A 21,497-nucleotide genomic window follows, 5' to 3' on the forward strand; every position below is an offset into this window, starting at 1 on the left:
AGAATATGAAAAAAAATCGGTTTATTACAGGGTATTCTGGCCTTAGAGCATTAGCAGTTATTGGGGTAATTCTTTATCATCTTGATCCTAATTCCTTTATAGGAGGATATCTGGGAGTACCGATTTTTTTCGTACTCTCAGGATACTTAGTGACAGATCATATGCTTAATTCATATGATCAAACAGGTTCATATAATAATCGTCACTTTTATTTGAGTCGGATAAAAAAATTATATCCGCAATTGATTACTGTTTTATGGCTAAGTGCAGCTTATATCTTTATTTTTCAGCGCAATTTGCTGGCTAAATTAAATCAAATTGTATTTGCGAATTTATTAAATATGTTTAATTTTTGGCAAATTCATAATGGACAAAGTTATTTTGAGCGTTTTGCGGCTAATGAATCACCATTCACTAATCTATGGACGATGTCAATTGAAGGACAATTCTATATTGTTTGGCCAATTGTCATTTATTTATTAGTTAAACTTGCTAAAAAGAAGAAAAATATTTTTTGGATTTTAGTTGGCTTGTCGGCTGTTTCTGCATTAGAAATGACAATCCTGTACTTTTTAAAGGCAGATATTAACCGAATTTATTACGGAACTGATACTCGATTCTTTTCTTTAGGATTAGGTGCAGCATTGGCAGTGGTTTGGCCGATTGAGGGCTTAAGTCAACAAGTTGAGCGAAAAGTCAGTGTGATGCTTGATTTGGTGGGCTTGGCTTCATTTGCTTTAATGTTAATGATGTTTTTCTCTAGGTGGATGAATCCTCAACAAGCCTTTACTTATGCTGGCGGGATGCTGCTATTTACACTAGATGTATGTATTTTAGTAGCGGTAATTGCCCATCCAGGTAGTCATTGGAATCAAATTCTAACTAATAAATTATTTGATTGGATTGGCTCGCGAAGCTACGGTATCTACCTGTATCAATTCCCAGTGATGATCTTTTTTGAAGATAAGGTAAATATTGGCGATAATCCAGTGTTGTATCACATTATTGAAGTGATTTTAATCTTAGTGATTACCGAAATTACTTATCGTTTGATTGAAAGACCTATGAGTAAGATTAGCTGGGATAAAACTAAGCAGTATTTTGCTCGAATTTTTAATCTTGAAACAAGAGATTACTTTAAGAAATGTCAAGCAGCTTTAGCAGCTTTGATTTTAATTTTAGGTTCAGCGGCTATTGCGATTTCACCCCGAGTAAAAGCAGAAGACTTTAATAAAAGTCAGTTAGCACAGCGAATCAACCAAAATTCTAAAAAACAAAAAACAGATAATGCTAAATTAATTAAAAAGCTGAAGAAAGAGAAAAAGAAAAAAGAGAAGAAATCTAAAATTATTCGCGAAGCTGAGCTTCAAGCTAAAAAACATCCTGTTAACAAGTCTTTTGTTAAATATGGCATTTCTCAGTTAGACTTGCAATTAGCTCAACGTGTTCAAGTAACTGCGATTGGCGATTCGGTAATGGCTGGTTCAAGTAACGATTTAAAACAATTAATGCCTAAAGCGTTAATTGATGCCGCTGTTTCAAGACAATTGAATGTTGCTTTTGGTTTGTTAGATAGTTATCAAAATCAGGGAGTTTTGGCAGATAATATCTTAATTGGCTTAGGAACTAACGGGCCTTTTTCAATGGAGGATCTCGATCGAATAATGCATCAAGCTGGGCCTAAGAGAAAAGTTTTTTGGATTAATGTTCATGTTCCAACTAGAGATTGGCAAAATTCAGTGAATAATTTGCTAAAGCAAGGTGCAAAACGGTATCATAATCTTATAATAATTGATTGGTACTCGTACTCGAAGAATCATCCTAATTGGTTCTACGGCGATCATACCCATCCTAATTTAAAGGGGTCAAAATATTATAGCGCATTGATTACCAAAACAATTGTTAAGCATTCAAAATTTTAGATTAGAATAGGATTTTCATGGAATTACAATTTTTAGGTACTGGCGCTGGGCAACCTTCAAAGCAGCGCAATGTTTCTAGCGTTGCGCTTAAGCTGCTAGATGAATTGAATGAAATCTGGCTGTTTGACGTAGGTGAAGCAACTCAGCACCAAATTTTAAGAACAAATATTAGATTACGAAAAATTACCAAAATTTTTATTTCACATAATCATGGCGATCATATTTTTGGGTTACCAGGGTTGCTATCAACGCGTTCTTTTCAGGGCGATGTTGGACCGATTACTATTTATGGCCCAAGTGGTATTGAAGAATTTGTTAGAACTTCACTCAAGATATCTCGGACTAAAGTATCATACCCGATCAAGTTTGTGGAATTATCAAAACCTGGACTGATTTGTGAAGATAAAGGTTTTAAAGTATATACGGAGCAATTGGATCACCGGATACCTAGTTTTGGCTTTAGAGTAATTGAGGCTTCACATCCAGGCGAATTATTAATTGATAAATTAGCACAGTACAATGTTCCTAACGGACCACTTCTAGGAAAATTGAAGAATGGTGAGCAAATAACTTTAGCAGATGGAACAGTTTTGGATGGTAAAAACTTTCTCGGGCCTGCTAAGTCAGGCAGAATTGTGACAGTAATCTATGATACACGTTCTACGCCAAGCATTGTTCGTTTGGCTAAAGATGCAGATGTTTTGGTTCATGAATCAACTTTTTCAGGGGATGAACAGAAGATGGCACATAATTATTATCACTCGACTTCGGTTGAAGCTGCTAAGGTTGCGCTAGAAGATAATGTAAAATTATTATGTCTAAATCATATTTCTGCTCGTTATATGGGGGCAAAGGCTAAGAAATTAGAAAAGCAGGCTAAAAAAGTATTTCCTAATACAGTATTAGTTAATGATTTTGATCGAATTGATATTCCAATGAAAGGCTCAGAAAAATGAAAGACTCGTTAAGAAATAAAGTTGTTGTAATTACAGGTGCTTCAAGTGGGATTGGACGCTCCATTGCCCTTGAAAGTGCCGGACGTGGTGCTACTGTAATTTTAATTGCTAGAAGAAAAGAACAATTAGATGAAATTGCAGCAGAAGCTAAGGAACTATCTGGTGCTGAAGCTTATGTTTTTCCAACGGACATGGGTAAACCAGAAGAAATTGAACAAACTTTTAATGCAATTACTAAACAAGTAAAACATATTGACTTTTTAGTTAATTGTGCTGGTTTTGGCAAGTTTGAAGAGTTTATGGACCAAAAGATGCAAGATGTTACCAACATGTTCCAAGTGAATGTTTTAGGCTTGATGTACTTCACTCGTTTAGTTGGTCGGGTCATGATGGAGCAAAAGACCGGTCAAATCATTAACTTTGGTTCAATTGCTGGTAAAGTACCAACTACTAAGTCAGCTGCCTACAGTGCTTCTAAAGCTGCTGTAATTCAATTTTCAAATGTCTTACGGTTAGAATTAAAGCCATTTGGCGTTAAAGTAATGACAGTTAACCCGGGCCCTGTTTACACTAATTTCTTTAATGTAGCGGATAAGACTGGAAATTATGTCAAAAATGTTCAAGAGTTTATGCTAGATCCAGACGATGTTGCTTGGCAAGTAGTACACTTCTTTGGTAGTGACAAACGTGAATTGAACTTGCCACTTAGTTTGGCTTTAGCAGCTAAACTGTATAATCTGTTTCCAACAATTGGTGATGAGATTTCTTTAAAGTTTGCTTCTAGAAAGTAAAGGGAAAATGGAAAAACAAAGAAATTTAATTATAGGTTCAATTGTTGCTTTAATTGCAGTTATTTTTGTGGTTTTAAATACATCACCTGTTGCAATTAATTTTGGCTTTTTTAAAGTAAAGTTGCCATTAATTATTGTATTAGTAGTAATGGTAATTATTGGCATGATTATTGCTTGGTTTTTTGATCGTGATTCCAAAGGAATCTTCAAGAAAAAAGAAAAGAAAACTGAATAGATCTTGATTTATTAGCAATTGAATAGTATCATTGAATCACGTGAGTAATTCAGAATCATTTGATTTTGAAGCTTAAGACTACAATAAAGGAGATCAATTAAATGGCAGTTCCTGCAAGACATACTTCTAAACAAAAGAAACGTTCACGTCGTGGTCACATTAAGTTGAGTGTTCCAGCAATGCACTATGATGCAACTACTGGTGAATACCGCTTAAGCCACCGTGTTTCACCAAAGGGTTATTACAAGGGTCGTCAAGTTGTAAATAACAACGACAACAGCAATAACTAGTTAAAAGACACCTGTAATATGGTGTCTTTTTTTATGCCTAAGAAAAAGGAAAAGGATTATGCAGTTAGTATTTTTACATTCTAGTGATACGCATGGCTTTTTATTGCCAACTGATTATCAGAATAAAACGGATTATAATGCGTCTTTTAGTTTGAGCCGAGTTAGTTCAGTTATAAAAGCAGAAAAGAAAAAATATGGCGCTAATAATGTTGTTGTAACTGATGCTGGGGACTGTTTGCAAGGTTCACCTCTTGCTTCTTATGCTCACTCTACGGGTGATTACAGTGATCTGCGCACTTTTACAGAAGCATATAACGCTGTAGGATATGATGCACGTTGCTTAGGTAACCATGACTTTAATTTTGGCTTAGATTATTTAAGCTATTATGTGGATAATAATGAGGCTCCAATTATCAATGACAATGTATTAGATGCAGAAACTGAAGTCCCATTTTTTGGTAGAGAATATACTATTATCAAAAGAAATGGCTTAAAAATTGGTTTATTAGGAATAACAACTCAATATATTCCACATTGGGAGCCTAAAGAAAATGTGGCTGGTTTAAAATTTGTTTCTGCTTATGAAAAAATTAAGCATTGTGCTAAGATTTTACGACCACAAGTTAATGTCTTAGCTGTCATGTATCACGGTGGGTTTGAGAGTGATCCTGAGTCTGGAAGGGCCACAGAGCCTCATAGTGGTGAAAATGAAGCTTATCAGATTTTAACTGAAATTCCAGAAGTTGATGTTTTATTAACTGGTCACCAACATCGACGTTTGAATTTGGTTACTCGTGATACAGCTATTGTTCAACCTGGCTATCGCGGTGAAGCTGTTGCTGAAGTTATTCTTGATATTGATGATAATACTAAAAAGATTAATTCAATGACCACGAAGTTGATTGATACTAAGGATTATGAACCTGATCCAGCAATTGTTGATATTGTGTCAGATTTGGATAGAAGAACGCAAGCATGGCTAGATCAACCAATTGCTCATTTAGATCAACCAGCGCGAATTGAGAATGCAATGAAGGGTAGAATAGAAGGCGCCCCATTTATTAACTTAATTCAGCAAATGCAATTATGGTTTACTAAGGCAGATGTTTCAGCAACTGCAGTAATGAGTGAGACAGCTAAAGGTTTTGATAAGACAATTACGATGAGAGACGTTTTATTAAATTATCCATATGCTAATCAATTATGTCGTGTGAAATTGACTGGTAAAGAGCTACGTCATATTATTGAGTATTCAGCTGGCTTTTTGAAGAAAGATGAAAATGGCAAAATTGGCTTTATTGATCGCTGGATTAAACCTAAGCCAATGCTTTATCATTTTGATGTCTTTTATCCAGTTGAATACGAGGCAGATTTATCAAAACCAGTAGGTGAACGGTTAACTAAACTTAGTTTGCATGGTCAATCGATTAAGGATGATCAAATTTATCATTTAGCAGTTAATAATTATCGGGCCATGGGCGGTGGTTTTTATCCTGAATATAGCATGGATAAAATTGAAACCACTTTGGATAAGGACTATGTACAAATGTTTAGTGAGTACTTGACTCATGGGTCAGTTAAAGTAGATACCAAAAAGAATTATAAGTTTTATTAGTGAAAACAATAAAAAAGACGTGAGAACAAACCATCTCACGTCTTTTTTATTAAATTTAATAATTATTTTAACTTACTGTATTTACTATTGTCTTTATGTGAATGAGCGGTAATAGTTGCAATAATTGCTGAGAAAAGAATACCAAAGATGACACCCACGATTACGCAGTTCTTAAGGTCTGTACCGTCAAATGCAGCACTTTGGGTTAAAGGACCAGCAATAAAGCCTACAACTAACATGTAGATTACGCTCCATACAATTGTAATGATATAGCGACCCATAATGATTCCTTCTTTCGTGTAAGATTTTATCAAAAATAAAGCGCAAATTCAAACCTGATTGAGTCAATTTGGTATACTTAATTTAATATATGTAGTGATGAAAGGTGGTTAGTTTATGCAAGTAGCAGCACTCCAAAACCTAAGCTCTTTCACTTTGTTAACTAGTCCGACTAAGATAAACGATTTAATAAAAACAGCTAAAGCAAAAGGCTATCCTGCAATTGGACTAGCAGATGTAAATGTAACTTATGGTTTGGTCAATTTTTATGAATTGGCTAAAAAGGCGGGAATTAAACCACTTTTAGGGATGCAATTGCGCTTAAATGGTTTAATTGATAGCACTCAGAAATACGATTTGTTAGTTTTTGCCAAAACGAATCAGGGATATCATAATTTATTGCGACTTTCGAGTGCGGTAAATTTGTTAACAGAGAATGGTCAAAATGATAAGGTTTTGACCTTAAAAGAGTTAACTAAATATTTGAATGATCTGTTAATTATTGTACCTGCCAATTTGAAAAGTGAATTAAGGGCACTTTATGATACTAATCAAGCATTGGGCAGTGATTATGTGAGACAGTTAAAACAGTTAACAGGAGAACTGTATTTGGGTATTTATGCCTCAAAAGCAAGTATAGATTATATTAATTATGTGCGTGAGCTTGGCAAGCAATTTGAGTTGCCTTTGGTTGCGGTAGAAGACAGTCAGTATCTACAGCCGCATGATCAATTTTTACAAAAAACATTACGATCAATTGCTAAAGGAGAGAAACTGCAAGATATTTTGCCTTTAGCTAAGCAAGCTGGATCACATTATTTAGATTCTGCTCAAAGTATTTTGGAACGTTATCACCAATTCGATTTAGACGAAGCAATTAATAATACTTGGAAAATTGCTCAAAAATGTAATGCAGAGGTAGTTTTTCAAAAGCCAGTCTTACCTAAATACCATCAAGATCAGTTTTCGACTTCAGAAGAATATTTGCATTATTTGGCTCAAACCGGTTTGCAAGCCAGATTTGGTCAAAAAGACATTCCAGCCGAATATCAAAAGAGACTAAATTATGAATTGCGGGTTATTAACCAGATGGGATTTGATGATTACTTTTTGATTGTATGGGACGTAATCAATTATTGTCATCGCACTAAAATTACTACTGGTCCTGGTCGTGGATCGGCGTGTGGCTCGCTAGTTTCTTACGCTTTGCGAATTACTGAAGTTGATCCCATTCAATATCATTTATTATTTGAGCGTTTTTTGAATCCAGCTCGACATGAAATGCCAGATATTGATTTGGATATTCCTGATGTTCAACGCAATATGGTAATTAAATATATGTACCAAAAATATGGCATGGATCATGCTGCACAAATTTTAACTTTTGGTACGATGGCTGCTAAACAAGTTTTAAGAGATGTAGGGCGAGCTTTTGGTTTAACTATGCCAGAAGTTGATAAATGGACTCATGCAATTCCGCATTCTAAGAATAAAATAGATTTAAAGCAGGTATACCAAGAATCAAGAGACTTAAGGCTACTTGTTGATGCTACGCCAGAGAATAAGTTATTATTTAAAACCGCTGTAGAACTTGAGGGATTACCGAGACATTATTCTATTCATGCTGCTGGTTTGGTAATTAGCGATGATTCAATTGCTGGTATTTCAGGCTTGCAAGCTGGGCCTTTAGGCATCCCTGTGACTCAGCAAACTAAAAAATATGTTGAATCATTAGGTCTATTAAAAATTGACTTTTTGGGTTTGCGCAATTTGACCGTTTTAGGAAATGTTTTAGCTTTAATACAGCGGCAAGGAGTTAAGTTAGATCCGAATACAATTCCATTAAATGATCCACAGACGCTTAAACTGTTTCAGCAAGGGAAAACCGATGCTATCTTTCAATTTGAGTCTAATGGTATTCGGGATGTTTTGCGTAAACTGCATCCTGATAATTTTGAAGATTTAGTAGCAGTTAATGCTTTATATCGTCCGGGCCCAATGCAAAACATTGATCTTTTTATTGCGCGAAAAAATGGTAAAGCTGCTGTTCAGTATCCAGATCCAAGTTTGAAGCAAATTTTACAGCCAACTTATGGCATTTTGGTTTATCAAGAACAAGTTATGCAAACAGCACAAAGACTAGCTGGTTTTTCACTAGGAGAAGCTGATATCTTGCGGCGTGCAATGTCTAAAAAGAAACAAGATGTAATTGAACAAGAACGTGATAAGTTTATTGCAGGTACTGTTAAAAATGGACATTCTAAAGAAGTTGGAGAGCGAGTATATCATTATATTGAGCAATTTGCTAATTATGGTTTTAATCGCTCACATGCTGTAGCTTATACTAAAATTGCCTTTTGGTTAGCATATTTAAAAGTACATTATCCAGCTGCTTTTTATACGGCAATGCTCAATTCAGCAACGTCCGCTAAGGCACAAGGCTATATAATGCAGGCTCAAGAAGTAGGAGTACGTATTCTGCCGCCTGATATTAATCATAGTCAGTTGAATTATACTTTGCGGGATGGAAAAATTTTAGTTGGTTTAAAAGCAATTAAAGGTTTAAGAATTGATTTTGCTAAAGAAATAGCTGCTAATACTAAAACATATAAATCGTTTAACGATTTTTTACGAAAAATTAATGTTAAGTTTTTGCAAGTTGATTCAATTGAAGCACTGATTATGGCTGGAGCCTTTGATGAAATTGAAGATAATCGCAATGAGCTGTTAATCAACTGTAAGGATATAATTGCTAATGTGCAATTAACCGGCCAAAATATGTCATTATCTGAGATATTGGGGGATGCTCCCTTAAAGCCTGCCGATCCTCCAACTGCCGCACAAAAAGCAGAAATGGAGGAAAAAGCACTTGGCTTTTCTACGACAACTACTCCTCTAATGGCTATTCAAAAATATGCCCAAAAGTTTAATGCTCAACCATTAAATCAATTTCAATTAAATGAGACAGGAATTAGTGTAGGAAAATTAACGAAATTAAAGCAAATTAGAACCAAAAACGGAAAAACGATGGCTTTTGCTAGTTTTGCTGATACATCAAGTGAACAGGAATTTATTATTTTCCCACAAACTTATGAAAAAGTAGTTCCTATTTTAAAAGAAGGCAATATTTATTTATTAGGAGTTAAGGTTCAGGGAGATCGTTTTAATCAGAATAAGAAGCAATATTTCTTAACCAATTTGCGAAAAGTCAACTTTAAAGAATAAAGTTTAAATTATGAAGTTACCATTGATAAGACATGTAAGTGCTAACAATTTAAAGAAGAAAAGAAAGCAGAAATTAGCCCAATTTTTGTGAGCTTTTTGGCTTAAAAAATGTTAATATTTATGTGATGTGAGAAATTACACAAAATAATCATGATGAGGTGAATTCATGAAACGGATTGGTATTTTAACTAGTGGCGGAGACGCCCCTGGTATGAATGCAGCAATTAGAGCTGTAACAAAGACAGCTATCCATCATGGACTTGAAGTCTTTGGAATTCGTTATGGTTTCGCTGGTTTGGTTGCAGGTGACTTTGTTCCGCTTACTACGGAAAATGTTGACCATAAGATTAGTGAAGGCGGTACTTTCTTGTACAGTGCTCGTTTCCCAGAATTTGCGCAAGAAGAAGTGCAACAAAAGGGTGTTGAGCAATTAAAGAAGCACGGTATTGATGCGGTTATCGTAATTGGCGGTGACGGTTCATACCATGGTGCTTTAGCCTTGACTCGCCACGGCGTAAACTCAGTCGGTTTACCAGGAACTATCGATAATGATATTCCTTATACTGACTACACGATTGGCTTTGATTCTGCTTGTCGTACTGCTATGGATGCTATCGATAAGATTCGTGATACTGCAAGTAGTCACCACCGCGTATTCGTTGTCAACGTAATGGGTCGTGAATGTGGTGATATTGCTATGCGTGTCGGTGTAGCAAGTGGAGCAGACGCAATTGTAATTCCTGAACGTTCATATGATGTGAAGGAAATTGCAGAAACTCTTACTCGTGGTTTTGCAGATGGCAAAGATCATGGTATCATTGTCTTAGCAGAAGGCGTTATGGCCGCTGATAAGTTTAAGGACGAACTCCTTAAATATGGTGACTTTGATGCTCGTGCTAATGTCCTTGCGCATATGCAACGTGGTGGCTCACCTACTGTTACAGATAGAGTTAATGCTACTAAGATGGGTAATTATGCTGTTAAGTTACTTCTCGATGGGAAGGGCGGTTTAGCTGTCGGCATGGAGAATGGTGAACTTAATACCCACGACATTCTTGATCTGTTTGACGGTAAACACCAAGGCGACTATGCGTTATTGGATGTAAATGAAGAAATGACTAAATATTAATTTGGTTGATTTTTGGAGAGGATTTTTTTAATAATGAAGAAAACTAAGATTGTTAGTACTTTAGGGCCAGCTTCAAACGATATTGAAACTATTACTGCTTTAGCTAAGGCTGGTGCAAACGTATTCCGTTTCAACTTCTCACACGGTGACCACCCAGAACACCTTGCTCGTATGAAGATGGTTCGTCAAGTGGAAAAAGATACTGGTATGCTTCTTGGTATCGACCTTGACACTAAGGGTGCTGAAATCAGAACCACTGAACAAGAAGGTGGCAAGTTCACTATTAATACTGGTGACATGATCCGTGTATCAATGGATGCTACCAAGAAGGGTAACAAGGACATGATTCACGTTACCTACGATGGTTTATACGATGATACTCACGTTGGTGGTCACGTATTAATCGATGATGGTTTGGTTGACCTTTTGATTAAAGAAAAGGACGACTCAAAGAGAGAACTTGTTTGTGAAGCTCAAAACACTGGTGTTATTGGTTCAAAGAAGGGGGTTAACGCTCCTGGTGTTGAAATTCGCCTTCCAGGTATTACTGAAAAGGATACTGATGACATTAAATTTGGTTTGAACTACGGTATTAACTTCATTACTGCTTCATTTGCACGTAAGGCTCAAGATATCTTAGACATCCGTAAGCTTTGTGAAGAAGCAGGTGCTGACTACGTTAAGATCTTCCCAAAGATTGAATCTCAAGAAGGTATCGACAACGCAGACGAAATTTTACAAGTTTCAGACGGTTTAATGGTTGCTCGTGGTGACATGGGTGTTGAAATTCCATTCATGGAAGTTCCATTTGTACAAAAGAGCTTAATCCGTAAGGCTAACGCACTTGGTAAGCCAGTTATTACTGCTACTCAAATGCTTGACTCAATGCAAGAAAACCCACGTCCAACTCGTGCCGAAGTTTCAGACGTTGCTAACGCAGTTCTTGATGGTACTGACGCAACCATGCTTTCAGGTGAATCAGCAAATGGTCTTTACCCAGTTAAGGCTGTTAAGGCTATGGCTGAAATTGACGAACGTACTGAAAAGCAAATGCTTAAGCGTAATACTTTAGCACTTCAAAGATTTGAAGCTTACAAGGGTTCAAACGTAACTGAAGCTATTGGTGAATCAGTTGTACGTACTGCTCAAGAATTAGGTGTTAAGACTATCATTACTGCAACGAACTCAGGTTACACTGCACGTATGATTTCTAAGTACCGTCCAAATGCAGACATCATTGCTATGACCTTCGACGAAAAGATCCAACACTCATTGGGTATCGTTTGGGGCGTACAACCAGTATTGACTGAAAAGCCTAAGTCAACTGATGACATGTTTGAAATGGCTGCTAAGGTAGCTAAGGAAAAGGGTTACGTAAAGGACGGCGACCTTGTAATTATCGTTGCTGGTACTCCACTTGGTGACTCAGGTACAACTAACTTGATGAAGTTGCAAATTATCGGTAACAAGTTAGTTCAAGGCTTAGGTGTTGGTAACGGTTCAGTTATCGGCAAGGCAGTTGTAGCTAACTCAGCTGAAGAAGCAAACAGCAAGGTTAAGGAAGGCGACATCTTAGTTGCTAAGACTACTGACCCAGACTACAACCCAGCTATCAAGAAGGCTTCAGGTTTAGTTGTTGAAGCTTCAGGTTTGACTTCACACGCTGCAGTTATCGGTTTATCATTAGGTATCCCAGTTGTTGTTGGTGCTACTGATGCTACTGGTAAGATTTCTGATGGTTCAACTATTACTGTTGATGCTCGTCGTGGTGCTATCTACCAAGGCGAAATCTCAAATCTTTAATTTTGAGAATATAATTTAGATAGATTAGCTAATCAAAAAATAGTCAGCTTTAGAGCTGGCTATTTTATTTTGCTCAAAAATCTCTTATACTTATATGTAAGAATATGTAAAGTAGGAGAATTTTAAATGCTTGGAACAGTTTGCAAAGGAAAAATTATCGATGAGAATGATAAAGCTTATTATATTCAAATCGATGGTGTAACTTATGAGTTAAAAAAGATTGAAATTACACAAGATGATCTTCCTAAGATAGGAGATGAAGTTGAGGGATTTATCTATGATAATAAAGAACATGACCGTGAAATGACTCAGTTTTTGCCTTTTGCTCAGCCAGATCAATATGGTTGGGGTAAAGTCACTGAAGTTCGTCCAGGTCTAGGAGTTTTTGTTGACGTAGGGTTACCTGATAAAGACGTTGCGCTATCAATGGATGATCTTCCTAGAGATAAGGAGAGATGGCCACGACGAGATGATCGTCTTTTAGTAAGACTAGAAACAGATGAAAAAAATCGTATTTGGGCTAAACTAGCAGATGAAAATATTTTTGACCAATTGGCAGCTAATTTTCCTCATGGGATGAATAATGAAAATATTTTTGCAACAGTTTATGCTACACGTGAAATTGGTGCTTTTGTTTTAACAAGTGATTATTACTTAGGTTTTGTACATGAATCACAGATGCCTCGACCAATGCGCTTAGGTGAGCAATTTAAAGGGAGAGTAATTGGTGTTAGTCAATATGGACGCTTGAATTTAAGTGCTTTACCTCGTGCTTTTGAGGAAATTGATGATGATGCACAAATGATTTTAATGAGTTTACGTAGAAGAGAAACTAAAACTTTGCCTTTTTATGACAAATCAAGCGCACAAGAGATTAAGTCATATTTTGGTATTTCCAAATCAGCTTTTAAACGTGCTATCGGTCATTTGCTCAAAGCGGGTTTAATTGAAGAAGATAAGACAGCAGGAACAATTACTTTAATTAAGGATCCAGAAGTGAACGAGAATGGCGAAGAGTAATTTAAAAGATCAAATTGATGATTATTTGCGTTATAGCCAAGTTGAACGTGGACTAAGTGATAATACAATTAATGCATATCGTCAAGATTTAGAAGAATTTCGCAGCTTTGTTAAAAATGAGGGTATGACTTCATGGCCAACTGAGGCAAGCGATGTAGATGCTTTTTTAGCTCGACAACATGATTTAAATAAGGCAACTAGTTCAATTAGCCGATTAATTTCTAGCATGCGAAGATTTTATCAATGGCTCGCCCGACAAAATATCCAAAAACTGAACCCAATGTTAGAAATTGATTTACCTAAGAAGGAGCGACGTTTGCCCACAGCATTGTCGCAAACTGAAATGAATAAATTACTTGAACAGCCAGATACTAAACGCAAGCTCGGTGTACGTGATCGCGCAATCTTAGAAACCTTGTATGCTACAGGAATGCGGGTAAGTGAATTAATTAATCTGGAATTGCAAGATCTACATGATGATTTAGGATTGGTTCGAGTTTTGGGCAAAGGGGAGAAAGAACGATTAATTCCTATCAGCCCGGTTGCACTTGACTGGATAAAAAGATACGAAAAAGAAGTTCGAGATCCGCTCATTTTGCATGTAGGTAAAAATGATGAACATATTTTTCTAAATAATCGAGGAAAGCAAATTACGAGACAAGCTATTTGGCAAATGATTAAAAAATATTGTCAAATGGCTGCAATTACAAAAGACGTTACTCCTCATACCTTACGACATACATTTGCTACGCATTTATTAGAAAATGGTGCAGATTTACGTGTTGTCCAAGAAATCTTAGGACACTCTGATATCAGTACAACTCAAATTTATACCAACTTATCGCAAAAACAAATTTTACAGGTTTATCAAAAGACACACCCACGTCTTTAGGTGATGAAATGTTAATCCAGTATAAAAAAGATTATGAAAAAATAGCGATGGGATTATTATCCTATTTGCCTGATTTTAAAAATATTGAAAATTTAAGAGAAGAAATAGAGCTTAATCAAAATGAAAGTGATTTTATTCTGTATTTGTATCGTAATGAGCAGGATAATATGGTAGGTGTGCTAGGAACACAACTATCTAATCAATTTATAATTGTTAGATACTTATCTTTAGCGCCTGGTTTTCGTGAAATTAGTTATGAACGTGAAATTATCAATGAGCTTAAACATGAATATCCAGATAAACGTATAACTGCAGTACCAGAATATACAAATTTATTAAAGACGGTAGAAGAAGATAATGGACAAAAGTAATTTAACTTTAGAATTGCCTAATTTTGAGGGGCCACTTGATTTATTATTACATTTAATTCAATCACAAAAAATTGATATTTATGATATTCCAATTGCTCAGATAACTAGTCAGTATTTAGAGTATTTGCGTAAAATGCAAAGTTTAAATCTGCAAATTGCAGGTGAATATTTTGTCATGTCATCTACGTTATTGCGAATTAAGTCTCAGTACTTGTTACCACAAAATGATTTTGTAGATGATGTTCAACCTGATGAAGATCCAAGAGACGAGTTAGTTCAGCAGTTAGTCCAATATTCTGTTTTTAAGAAAATATCGGCATATTTTAAGGAACGTAATGAAGAAGTTCCAATTACAGTTGCAAAAGAAGCGAGTGTATCAACTACTGTAAAAATACAGCCCCTTCCTAAAGGGCAAATAACGTCACAAGAATTAACGATGACTTTTATGATGGTTTTGCGTCGCTTAAAAATGCATAAAACAGATACTGCTTCAATCAAGGTAGCAGAAACACCAATTAATGAAATGATGGATTTTTTGCACGGGCAATTACAACAACAAAAGCAAATTAGTTTTTTTGCATGTGTAGATCAAATGCAAAATATTTCAGATGTTATTGGCCTATTTTTAGCAATGTTGGAGTTATGCAAAAAACACCAAATCCAAGTTAAGCAAGCACGTGAATTTGGTGATCTAAATTTAGAAAGAATGGATACTAATGGCAAGTAAATTAGCAAATCTAGAAGCCCTTTTATATGTTGCAGGTGATAATGGGTTAGAGGAGCAAAACTTAATTGAATTGCTAGAAATTGATGGCAATGAGCTGAAGCAAGAAGTGGCACTTTTGCAACAGAAGATGGCCACGGATCCAGATTCTGGAATGCAAATAATTCATATTGCCAATACTTATAAGATGACGACTAGTCAACAAGTATCAAAAATAATCGAAAGATACTTTCAAAAAGATTTAACTAAAAATTTGAGTCAATCAGCTCTTGAAATTCTAGCAATAATTGCGTATCGTCAGCCTATTACTAGGGTTGAAATTGATGATATTCGTGGCGTAAATTCATCAGGAGCGCTACAGACATTGGTTTGGCGTGGTTTGATTAAGCAAGATGGTAAAAAAGATGCTCCAGGTCATCCTAAATTATATGTGACTACTGATTATTTCTTGCAATATTTTAATTATCGTAGTTTAGCTGATTTACCATTAATTGAAGACTTTAAAGACGCAGTGGATGGCGAAGAAGTTGATTTATTTGCTTCTAAGGGGAAAGCAGATAAGGATTTAGAAAAAGAGGAATAAAATGGCAGAACGATTACAGAAGGTAATTGCAGAAGCAGGAATTGCTTCAAGAAGAAAAGCAGAAAAAATGATCGTAGCTGGTCGAGTTAAAGTGGATGGACATGTTATTACTAAATTAGGTACAAAAGTTGAAACTTTTAGTAACATTACAGTAGATGATGAACCGATTGAACGCGAAAGTCTGCACACATATTTGTTTTATAAACCACGAGGCGTTGTTTCAACAGTGGAAGATGACCGTGGTAGAAAAACGGTAGTAGACTATTTTGAAGATATACCCTACCGTTTGTATCCAGTAGGTAGATTAGATTATGATACCTCTGGGTTGCTTTTAATGACTAATGATGGTAAGCTAGCCAATTTATTAATGCATCCAAGAAATGAAGTAGCTAAAGTCTATGTAGCGAAAATTAAAGGTGTTTTGACTAGTGATGAGATCAAAACTTTAACGCAAGGAGTAAAGCTGGAGCGTTTTAAGGCGGCACCAGCTAAAGTTAAAGTGCTGAAAACAGATCATAAAAAAAATACGCAAATCGTTCAGATTACAATTCATGAAGGACATTATCATCAGGTTAAGCGGATGTTTAAAGCAGTAGGACATTTAGTGGATAAACTTGCTCGAGAAAAATATGCTTTTCTAACTCTGGATTCGCTTACATCTGGACAGTATCGGGAATTATCGAAGCATGAGGTTGACAAATTGATGCAGATGGATTAGATTATAAGTGTCAATTAAATATCAAGGGTTATTGTCTTCAGGGCAGGGTGAAAATCCCGACCGGCGGTGAGAGTCCGCGACCCACGAAAGTGGTTGAATCGTTAGATACCGATAGTTAAAGTCTAGATGGAAGAAGACAGACTAAAAAAACTTACTGTACTTTTTAAGGTCTGTTGCTGAGGCAGTAGACCTTTTGTTGTAAGAGAGGAAAGTAAGTTATGAATCAAACAAAAGTTAAGAATAGTAATTTAACTAATGTTATTGCATATGCTTTGATTGGCTGTATTGCATTTGTGGTTATGAAATTCGAATTTCCAATTATGCCTGGAGTTGGATTTTTAAAGTTTGATTTTTCGGATGTCATCATTACTATTGGAATGTTTATTTTTGGAATTGTACCTGGAATTATCATTGCCTTAATTAGAATGCTACTTAGTTTAATTTTTAGTGGCTTTGCTTTACCGAGTCTTGTAGGTAATTTAGCAGCACTATTAGCTTCAATGTCTTTTGCAATACCATTTTATTGTTTAAGTAAAAATATTACCGCAGCTAATCGGAAAACAGTCTTGGGCAGGATTAAACCAATTTGTGGATTGGTAATTGGAATTATTGCGATGACAGCGGTAATGGCGTTGGCTAATGCATACGTACTAACTCCGATTTATGCAGTGACTGCAGTGCCTAATTTACCAGCAATTAATGGTTATGGTGCACTATTAAACTTCACTGAAAAAGTTTATTTGGGTCAATTATTACATTTACCATCAATGGCGACCTATATTTTTAGTATTATCGTGCCATTTAATTTATTAAAAGGATTGATCAATGCGGTAGCCGTTTATCTGTTATTTGAAGCTACATTGAAGACAATCAAGCCATTTGTACGTAAGAGATTTAATTTAAATTAAGTTATAATTCCATCAATTTTTAAAGTTGATGGAATTTTTCATATTCAAAGTATTGTAAAATATGCTAAAATTAATCCGTTAAGTGAATGGAGGAATTTTTGATGGATAAAAAGTCAACGGGGCCATATAAGCATTATGAACGACCTACTGAAAAGCGAAGCTCACAGGACAATCAGCCTAGCGGATCAGCACGTTGGATAGCAGTTATTATAATTCTCGCAGTTATTTTAATTGCACTTATTCCAGTTGTTCATCGTTTGGCTTCAGGCCATTCAGAAAAAGCTGAAGAAGTTCAAACAGTTAAAAAGGTTTCTTCTAAATCATCCAAATCTGTGAAGGCTAAGAAAGCCTCATCATCTTCTTTGAGTAAGAAAAAATCTGAAAAAACTAGTTCAAATTCAGCTACTAGTTCTACTACTCCTAAGACATATTTAGTTAAGAGTGGGGATACTTTGACTGAAATTGCTGAAAAGCATGGTTTGACTGTTGATGAATTAGCCAAATTAAATAATCTTAAAGACTCTTCAAATGTTGAAGCTGGCCAAACACTTAAGTTGAAATAATCTTTCAGAAAGGATAAAAGGGGTCAATGGTAAGATCTCTTTTTTATTGGAATGCAAGTAGCAGTAGATGGTCCTGCATCAGCAGGAAAAAGTACAGTTGCTAAAATTATTGCAAGTAAATTATCCTTTGTCTATATTGACACGGGAGCAATGTATCGTGCATGTACAGTAATTGCTCGTAATCATGGGTTAAGTTATAGTGATGAAGCGGGTATTTTGCAAGCTATTGATGAAGATGGAATTGAATTGAAATCTGAAAATGGTGAGCAAAAAGTATATGTAGCTGGAAAAGACGTCTCAAAAGAAATTAGAACGCCTGAAATTTCGGCTAACGTTTCAGAAGTATCTGCTTTACCACGAGTACGAGAAAAAATGGTGAGTCTGCAACGTGAGATGGCAGGTAAGATGAATGTAATTATGGACGGTCGTGATATCGGGACGACTGTTTTACCTGATGCTGAAGTAAAAATCTTTTTAGTTGCTTCGGCTAGATCACGTGCTCAGCGACGCATGTTAGATTTTAAAGAGCGAGGTATTAAGTCTGAACAAACAGTTGATGAAATTGAAAAAGATATTGCGGCAAGAGACTATAAAGATTCTCATCGCAAGATTTCACCACTAAAAAAGGCAGATGATGCAATTGAAATTGACACTACAAATATGTCAATCGACCAGGTTGTAGAGGCAATTTTAGCTCAAATCGAAAAAAAACAAAAAAATTATAAAAAATAGCACAAAATAGTAGAAAAATATCTTAGTTTCCTATAAAATGGGACATGATATTGGGAGGTACATATGTCAGAAAACAGTAATCAATTTTTAGACGCATTAAAGCAAATGCAAGGAGTTGAGGTCGGAGATATTGTCGATGTCGAAGTATTAGACGTTGAAGACGGCCAAATCGATGTTGGTGTTGAAAACGCAGGTGTTGAAGGTGTTATCACTCGTCGTGAATACACTTCAGACCGCAACGCAGACTTACGCGATTTGGTTAAGCCTGGTGACAAGTTCAAGGCCTTAGTATTGAGAAGAGCCGGTGGCGACAAGGAAAATGGTGAATTTTTCTTCTCAGTTACTCGCTTAAAGGAAAGAGAAGCTTACGATAAGTTACAAAAGGACTTTGAAGAAGGCAATGCTATCGAAGGTACTGTAACTTCATCAGTTCGTGGTGGTTTACTTGTTGATGTTGGTACACGTGGTTTCTTACCAGCTTCATTAATTTCAAACCGCTATGTTTCAGATCTTAAGCCATACATCGGTAAGACTATGAAGCTTAAGATTACCGAAATCGATCCTAACAAGAACCGTTTAATACTTTCACACAAGGATTTAGTTGAAGAAGAACGTGAAGAAGCATTCGATAAGGTTGCATCACAATTAGTTGTTGGTGATGTTGTCGAAGGTAAGGTTTCTCGTTTGACTAACTTTGGTGCATTCATTGATGTTGGTGGTGTTGACGGCTTAGTTCACATTTCAGAAATTTCTTACAAGCACGTTGACAAGCCAAGTGATGTTTTGAAGGCTGGTCAAGATGTTAAAGTTAAGGTCATTGGTATTGACAATGACAGACATCGTATTTCCCTGTCTATTAAGCAAACTGAACCTTCTCCATTTGAACAAGCAACTGCTGATTTAAATGAAGGCGATATTTTTGAAGGTGAAGTTAAGTCATTAACTAACTTTGGTGCTTTTGTTGAAGTAGCTGATGGTATCCAAGGTTTGGTACACGTATCAGAAATCTCAAACAAGCACGTTGACAAGCCAAGTGATGTTTTAAAGGTTGGTCAAAGCGTTAAGGTTAAGGTTTTGAACATTGACCCAAGTGATAGAAGAATCTCACTTTCAATCAAGGCTGCTGACTCAAATGCTTCTTCAGAAAGTCATAATTCTCGTCCACGTCGTTCACGTAACGAAAATTCAGTAAACAAGAAGTACATGAGTGATAACGACAACGGCTTTGCATTAGGTGACATCATTGGTGACCAATTAAAGGACCGTAAGTAGTCATTTAAATAAAAAAGCCGACTTAAGTCGGCTTTTTTATTTATGTTTAGATTTATAAAGGAGGGCGAAAATGGTTTTACCAGTTGTTGCAATTGTTGGGCAACCCAATGTAGGCAAATCAACGCTTTTCAACAGAATAATTAATCAACGCTTGGCTATCGTTGAGGATAAACCAGGTGTTACTCGAGATCGTAATTATGCGCAAGCTGAATGGATGGGACATAAGTTTGATCTGATCGATACTGGTGGTATTACCTGGGAAGGTGGCAAAATCGAAGAGGAGATTAGAGCTCAGGCTGAGATTGCCATTGAAGAAGCAGATGTTATTGTAATGCTAACTAATGTTGTAAATCATGTAACTGATTTAGATGAAAGAATAGCTCATTTGCTTTACCGCACTAAAAAACCAGTCATTTTGGCTGTTAATAAGGCAGATAATCCTGAACAAAGAAGTGATATTTATGACTTTTATAGCTTAGGATTAGGTGATCCAATCCCTGTTTCAAGTAGTCATGGGACGGGTATTGGTGATCTACTTGATGAAATTGTTAATGACTTCCCAGAAGACAAATCTACTGAAGCTGATGATGTTATTTCCTTTAGTGTAATTGGCCGACCAAATGTGGGTAAATCCTCGATTGTTAATAAATTACTTGGTGAGGATCGAGTAATTGTAGCTAATGAAGAAGGAACAACTCGTGATGCTGTTGATACACCGTTTATTCATGATGGAGTAAAATTCAAAGTAGTTGATACGGCAGGCATTAGAAGAAGAGGTAAAGTCTACGAAAAGACGGAAAAGTATTCTGTAATGCGCGCTATGAGTGCTATTGAACGCTCAGACGTGGTTTTGCTTGTGCTTGATGCAAGTACAGGCATTAGAGAACAGGACAAGCACGTAGCCGGATATGCCCATGAAGCAGGACGAGGAATTATCATTGTCGTTAATAAATGGGATTTACCAAAAAAGAATAGTACTAGTGCAAAAGAATTTGAGCGTGAAATTAGAGAAGAATTTCAATATTTAGATTATGCCCCTATCCTTTTTGTTTCTGCTAAGACGGGACAAAGATTAGATCAAATTCCTAACATGGTTAAAGAGGTCTATGATAATCAAAATCAGCGAATTCAGTCTAGTGTTTTAAATGATTTGTTGCTTGAAGCAAGTAAGTTAGTACCAACACCAATGGTCAAAGGCAAGAGATTGCGTGTTTACTATATGACACAAGTAAGTACGAACCCTCCAACCTTTGTAGTGTTTGTTAATGACCCAGAATTAATGCACTTTTCATATGAACGTTTTTTAATTAATCAATTACGACAGAATTTTGATTTTACAGGTACACCAATCAAGATTTTGCCACGTAAACGTAAATAGAAAATGAGTAAAATATGGCTCTTTGTCAAATCCTGTTGATAATGAGTAAATGAATAGAATCAAGCAACCATTAAAAGGCTGTTTGGTTCTT

Annotated in this window: 21 protein-coding genes and 1 riboswitch; of the genes, 20 read left to right on the forward strand and 1 reads right to left on the reverse strand. The window is 35.9% G+C overall.

Annotation, left to right across the window (positions count from 1 at the left end; all coding sequences use genetic code 11):
• The first annotated feature begins 5 nt into the window (after nucleotides 1–5).
• The 6 genes from Q0Y84_RS07305 to Q0Y84_RS07330 all read left to right on the forward strand — a co-directional run bounded on the left by Q0Y84_RS07305 (nucleotide 6) and on the right by Q0Y84_RS07330 (nucleotide 5,809).
• Nucleotides 6–1,922 carry an acyltransferase family protein gene (locus Q0Y84_RS07305; protein ID WP_297952199.1) on the forward strand — a complete coding sequence of 639 codons (1,917 nt, stop codon included), beginning with the start codon at nucleotides 6–8 and terminating at the stop codon, nucleotides 1,920–1,922.
• A gap of 17 nt (nucleotides 1,923–1,939) precedes the next feature.
• Entirely contained in the window at nucleotides 1,940–2,878 is a 939-nt protein-coding gene (rnz, locus tag Q0Y84_RS07310; protein ID WP_297952201.1) for a ribonuclease Z, read from the forward strand.
• On the forward strand, nucleotides 2,875–3,669 hold the full coding sequence (locus tag Q0Y84_RS07315; protein WP_297952204.1) for an SDR family oxidoreductase: 795 nt from the start codon (nucleotides 2,875–2,877) through the stop codon (nucleotides 3,667–3,669). Before rnz ends, Q0Y84_RS07315 begins: the two co-directional genes overlap by 4 nt.
• 7 nt (nucleotides 3,670–3,676) lie before the next feature.
• Nucleotides 3,677–3,904: a lipopolysaccharide assembly protein LapA domain-containing protein gene (locus tag Q0Y84_RS07320; protein ID WP_195922504.1), complete on the forward strand. Its 228-nt coding sequence runs from the start codon at nucleotides 3,677–3,679 to the stop codon at nucleotides 3,902–3,904.
• Between the two features lie 101 nt (nucleotides 3,905–4,005).
• The gene (rpmF, locus tag Q0Y84_RS07325) at nucleotides 4,006–4,194 is read left to right on the forward strand and encodes a 50S ribosomal protein L32 (RefSeq protein ID WP_005720154.1); all 189 of its coding nucleotides are present in this window, start codon (nucleotides 4,006–4,008) and stop codon (nucleotides 4,192–4,194) included.
• Nucleotides 4,195–4,252: 58 nt separating this feature from the next.
• On the forward strand, nucleotides 4,253–5,809 hold the full coding sequence (locus Q0Y84_RS07330; RefSeq protein ID WP_297952220.1) for a bifunctional UDP-sugar hydrolase/5'-nucleotidase: 1,557 nt from the start codon (nucleotides 4,253–4,255) through the stop codon (nucleotides 5,807–5,809).
• A gap of 62 nt (nucleotides 5,810–5,871) precedes the next feature.
• Here the strand turns inward: Q0Y84_RS07330 and Q0Y84_RS07335 are convergent, their stop codons facing one another.
• Nucleotides 5,872–6,090 carry a YjzD family protein gene (locus Q0Y84_RS07335; protein WP_297952222.1) on the reverse strand — a complete coding sequence of 73 codons (219 nt, stop codon included), beginning with the start codon at nucleotides 6,088–6,090 and terminating at the stop codon, nucleotides 5,872–5,874.
• Between the two features lie 115 nt (nucleotides 6,091–6,205).
• On the opposite strand from Q0Y84_RS07335, the gene Q0Y84_RS07340 reads away from it, so the two are divergent.
• The 14 genes from Q0Y84_RS07340 (at nucleotide 6,206) to der (ending at nucleotide 21,406) form a co-directional block, all read left to right on the forward strand.
• Nucleotides 6,206–9,313 (forward strand): DNA polymerase III subunit alpha, encoded by a 3,108-nt coding sequence (locus Q0Y84_RS07340; protein ID WP_297952225.1) that lies wholly within the window; start codon nucleotides 6,206–6,208, stop codon nucleotides 9,311–9,313.
• 166 nt (nucleotides 9,314–9,479) lie between these two features.
• Nucleotides 9,480–10,442 (forward strand): 6-phosphofructokinase, encoded by a 963-nt coding sequence (pfkA, locus tag Q0Y84_RS07345; protein ID WP_005720158.1) that lies wholly within the window; start codon nucleotides 9,480–9,482, stop codon nucleotides 10,440–10,442.
• A 33-nt stretch (nucleotides 10,443–10,475) separates the two neighbouring features.
• Complete coding sequence (pyk, locus tag Q0Y84_RS07350) at nucleotides 10,476–12,245, forward strand: pyruvate kinase (RefSeq protein WP_297952231.1); 1,770 nt, start codon at nucleotides 10,476–10,478, stop codon at nucleotides 12,243–12,245.
• Nucleotides 12,246–12,371: 126 nt separating this feature from the next.
• On the forward strand, nucleotides 12,372–13,265 hold the full coding sequence (locus tag Q0Y84_RS07355) for a S1-like domain-containing RNA-binding protein (RefSeq protein WP_297952233.1): 894 nt from the start codon (nucleotides 12,372–12,374) through the stop codon (nucleotides 13,263–13,265).
• Entirely contained in the window at nucleotides 13,252–14,157 is a 906-nt protein-coding gene (gene xerD, locus Q0Y84_RS07360; protein ID WP_297952235.1) for a site-specific tyrosine recombinase XerD, read from the forward strand. Before Q0Y84_RS07355 ends, xerD begins: the two co-directional genes overlap by 14 nt.
• An 8-nt stretch (nucleotides 14,158–14,165) precedes the next feature.
• The gene (locus Q0Y84_RS07365) at nucleotides 14,166–14,528 is read left to right on the forward strand and encodes a reductase (protein ID WP_297952237.1); all 363 of its coding nucleotides are present in this window, start codon (nucleotides 14,166–14,168) and stop codon (nucleotides 14,526–14,528) included.
• The gene (locus tag Q0Y84_RS07370; RefSeq protein ID WP_297952239.1) at nucleotides 14,515–15,255 is read left to right on the forward strand and encodes a segregation/condensation protein A; all 741 of its coding nucleotides are present in this window, start codon (nucleotides 14,515–14,517) and stop codon (nucleotides 15,253–15,255) included. The genes Q0Y84_RS07365 and Q0Y84_RS07370 overlap by 14 nt, the downstream gene beginning before the upstream one ends.
• Complete coding sequence (scpB, locus tag Q0Y84_RS07375; RefSeq protein ID WP_297952241.1) at nucleotides 15,245–15,835, forward strand: SMC-Scp complex subunit ScpB; 591 nt, start codon at nucleotides 15,245–15,247, stop codon at nucleotides 15,833–15,835. The genes Q0Y84_RS07370 and scpB overlap by 11 nt, the downstream gene beginning before the upstream one ends.
• Nucleotide 15,836: 1 nt before the next feature.
• Nucleotides 15,837–16,553, forward strand: a complete 717-nt coding sequence (locus tag Q0Y84_RS07380; RefSeq protein WP_297952243.1) for a pseudouridine synthase — start codon at nucleotides 15,837–15,839, stop codon at nucleotides 16,551–16,553.
• Nucleotides 16,554–16,582: 29 nt separating this feature from the next.
• Nucleotides 16,583–16,695, forward strand: a riboswitch (FMN riboswitch).
• 76 nt (nucleotides 16,696–16,771) lie between these two features.
• The gene (locus Q0Y84_RS07385; RefSeq protein WP_297952245.1) at nucleotides 16,772–17,461 is read left to right on the forward strand and encodes an ECF transporter S component; all 690 of its coding nucleotides are present in this window, start codon (nucleotides 16,772–16,774) and stop codon (nucleotides 17,459–17,461) included.
• A gap of 101 nt (nucleotides 17,462–17,562) precedes the next feature.
• Nucleotides 17,563–18,024: an SAG1386/EF1546 family surface-associated protein gene (locus tag Q0Y84_RS07390; protein WP_297952247.1), complete on the forward strand. Its 462-nt coding sequence runs from the start codon at nucleotides 17,563–17,565 to the stop codon at nucleotides 18,022–18,024.
• A gap of 51 nt (nucleotides 18,025–18,075) precedes the next feature.
• A complete protein-coding gene (gene cmk / locus Q0Y84_RS07395; protein ID WP_297952249.1) occupies nucleotides 18,076–18,756 on the forward strand; it encodes a (d)CMP kinase in 681 nt (226 codons plus the stop codon).
• Nucleotides 18,757–18,819: 63 nt separating this feature from the next.
• The gene (gene rpsA, locus Q0Y84_RS07400; RefSeq protein ID WP_297952251.1) at nucleotides 18,820–20,028 is read left to right on the forward strand and encodes a 30S ribosomal protein S1; all 1,209 of its coding nucleotides are present in this window, start codon (nucleotides 18,820–18,822) and stop codon (nucleotides 20,026–20,028) included.
• 70 nt (nucleotides 20,029–20,098) lie between these two features.
• Nucleotides 20,099–21,406, forward strand: coding sequence for a ribosome biogenesis GTPase Der (der, locus tag Q0Y84_RS07405; RefSeq protein ID WP_297952253.1), 1,308 nt, complete (start codon nucleotides 20,099–20,101; stop codon nucleotides 21,404–21,406).
• The last annotated feature ends 91 nt before the right edge of the window (nucleotides 21,407–21,497 follow it).

The organism is uncultured Lactobacillus sp. (genome assembly GCF_947367125.1).
Lineage (GTDB): Bacteria > Bacillota > Bacilli > Lactobacillales > Lactobacillaceae > Lactobacillus.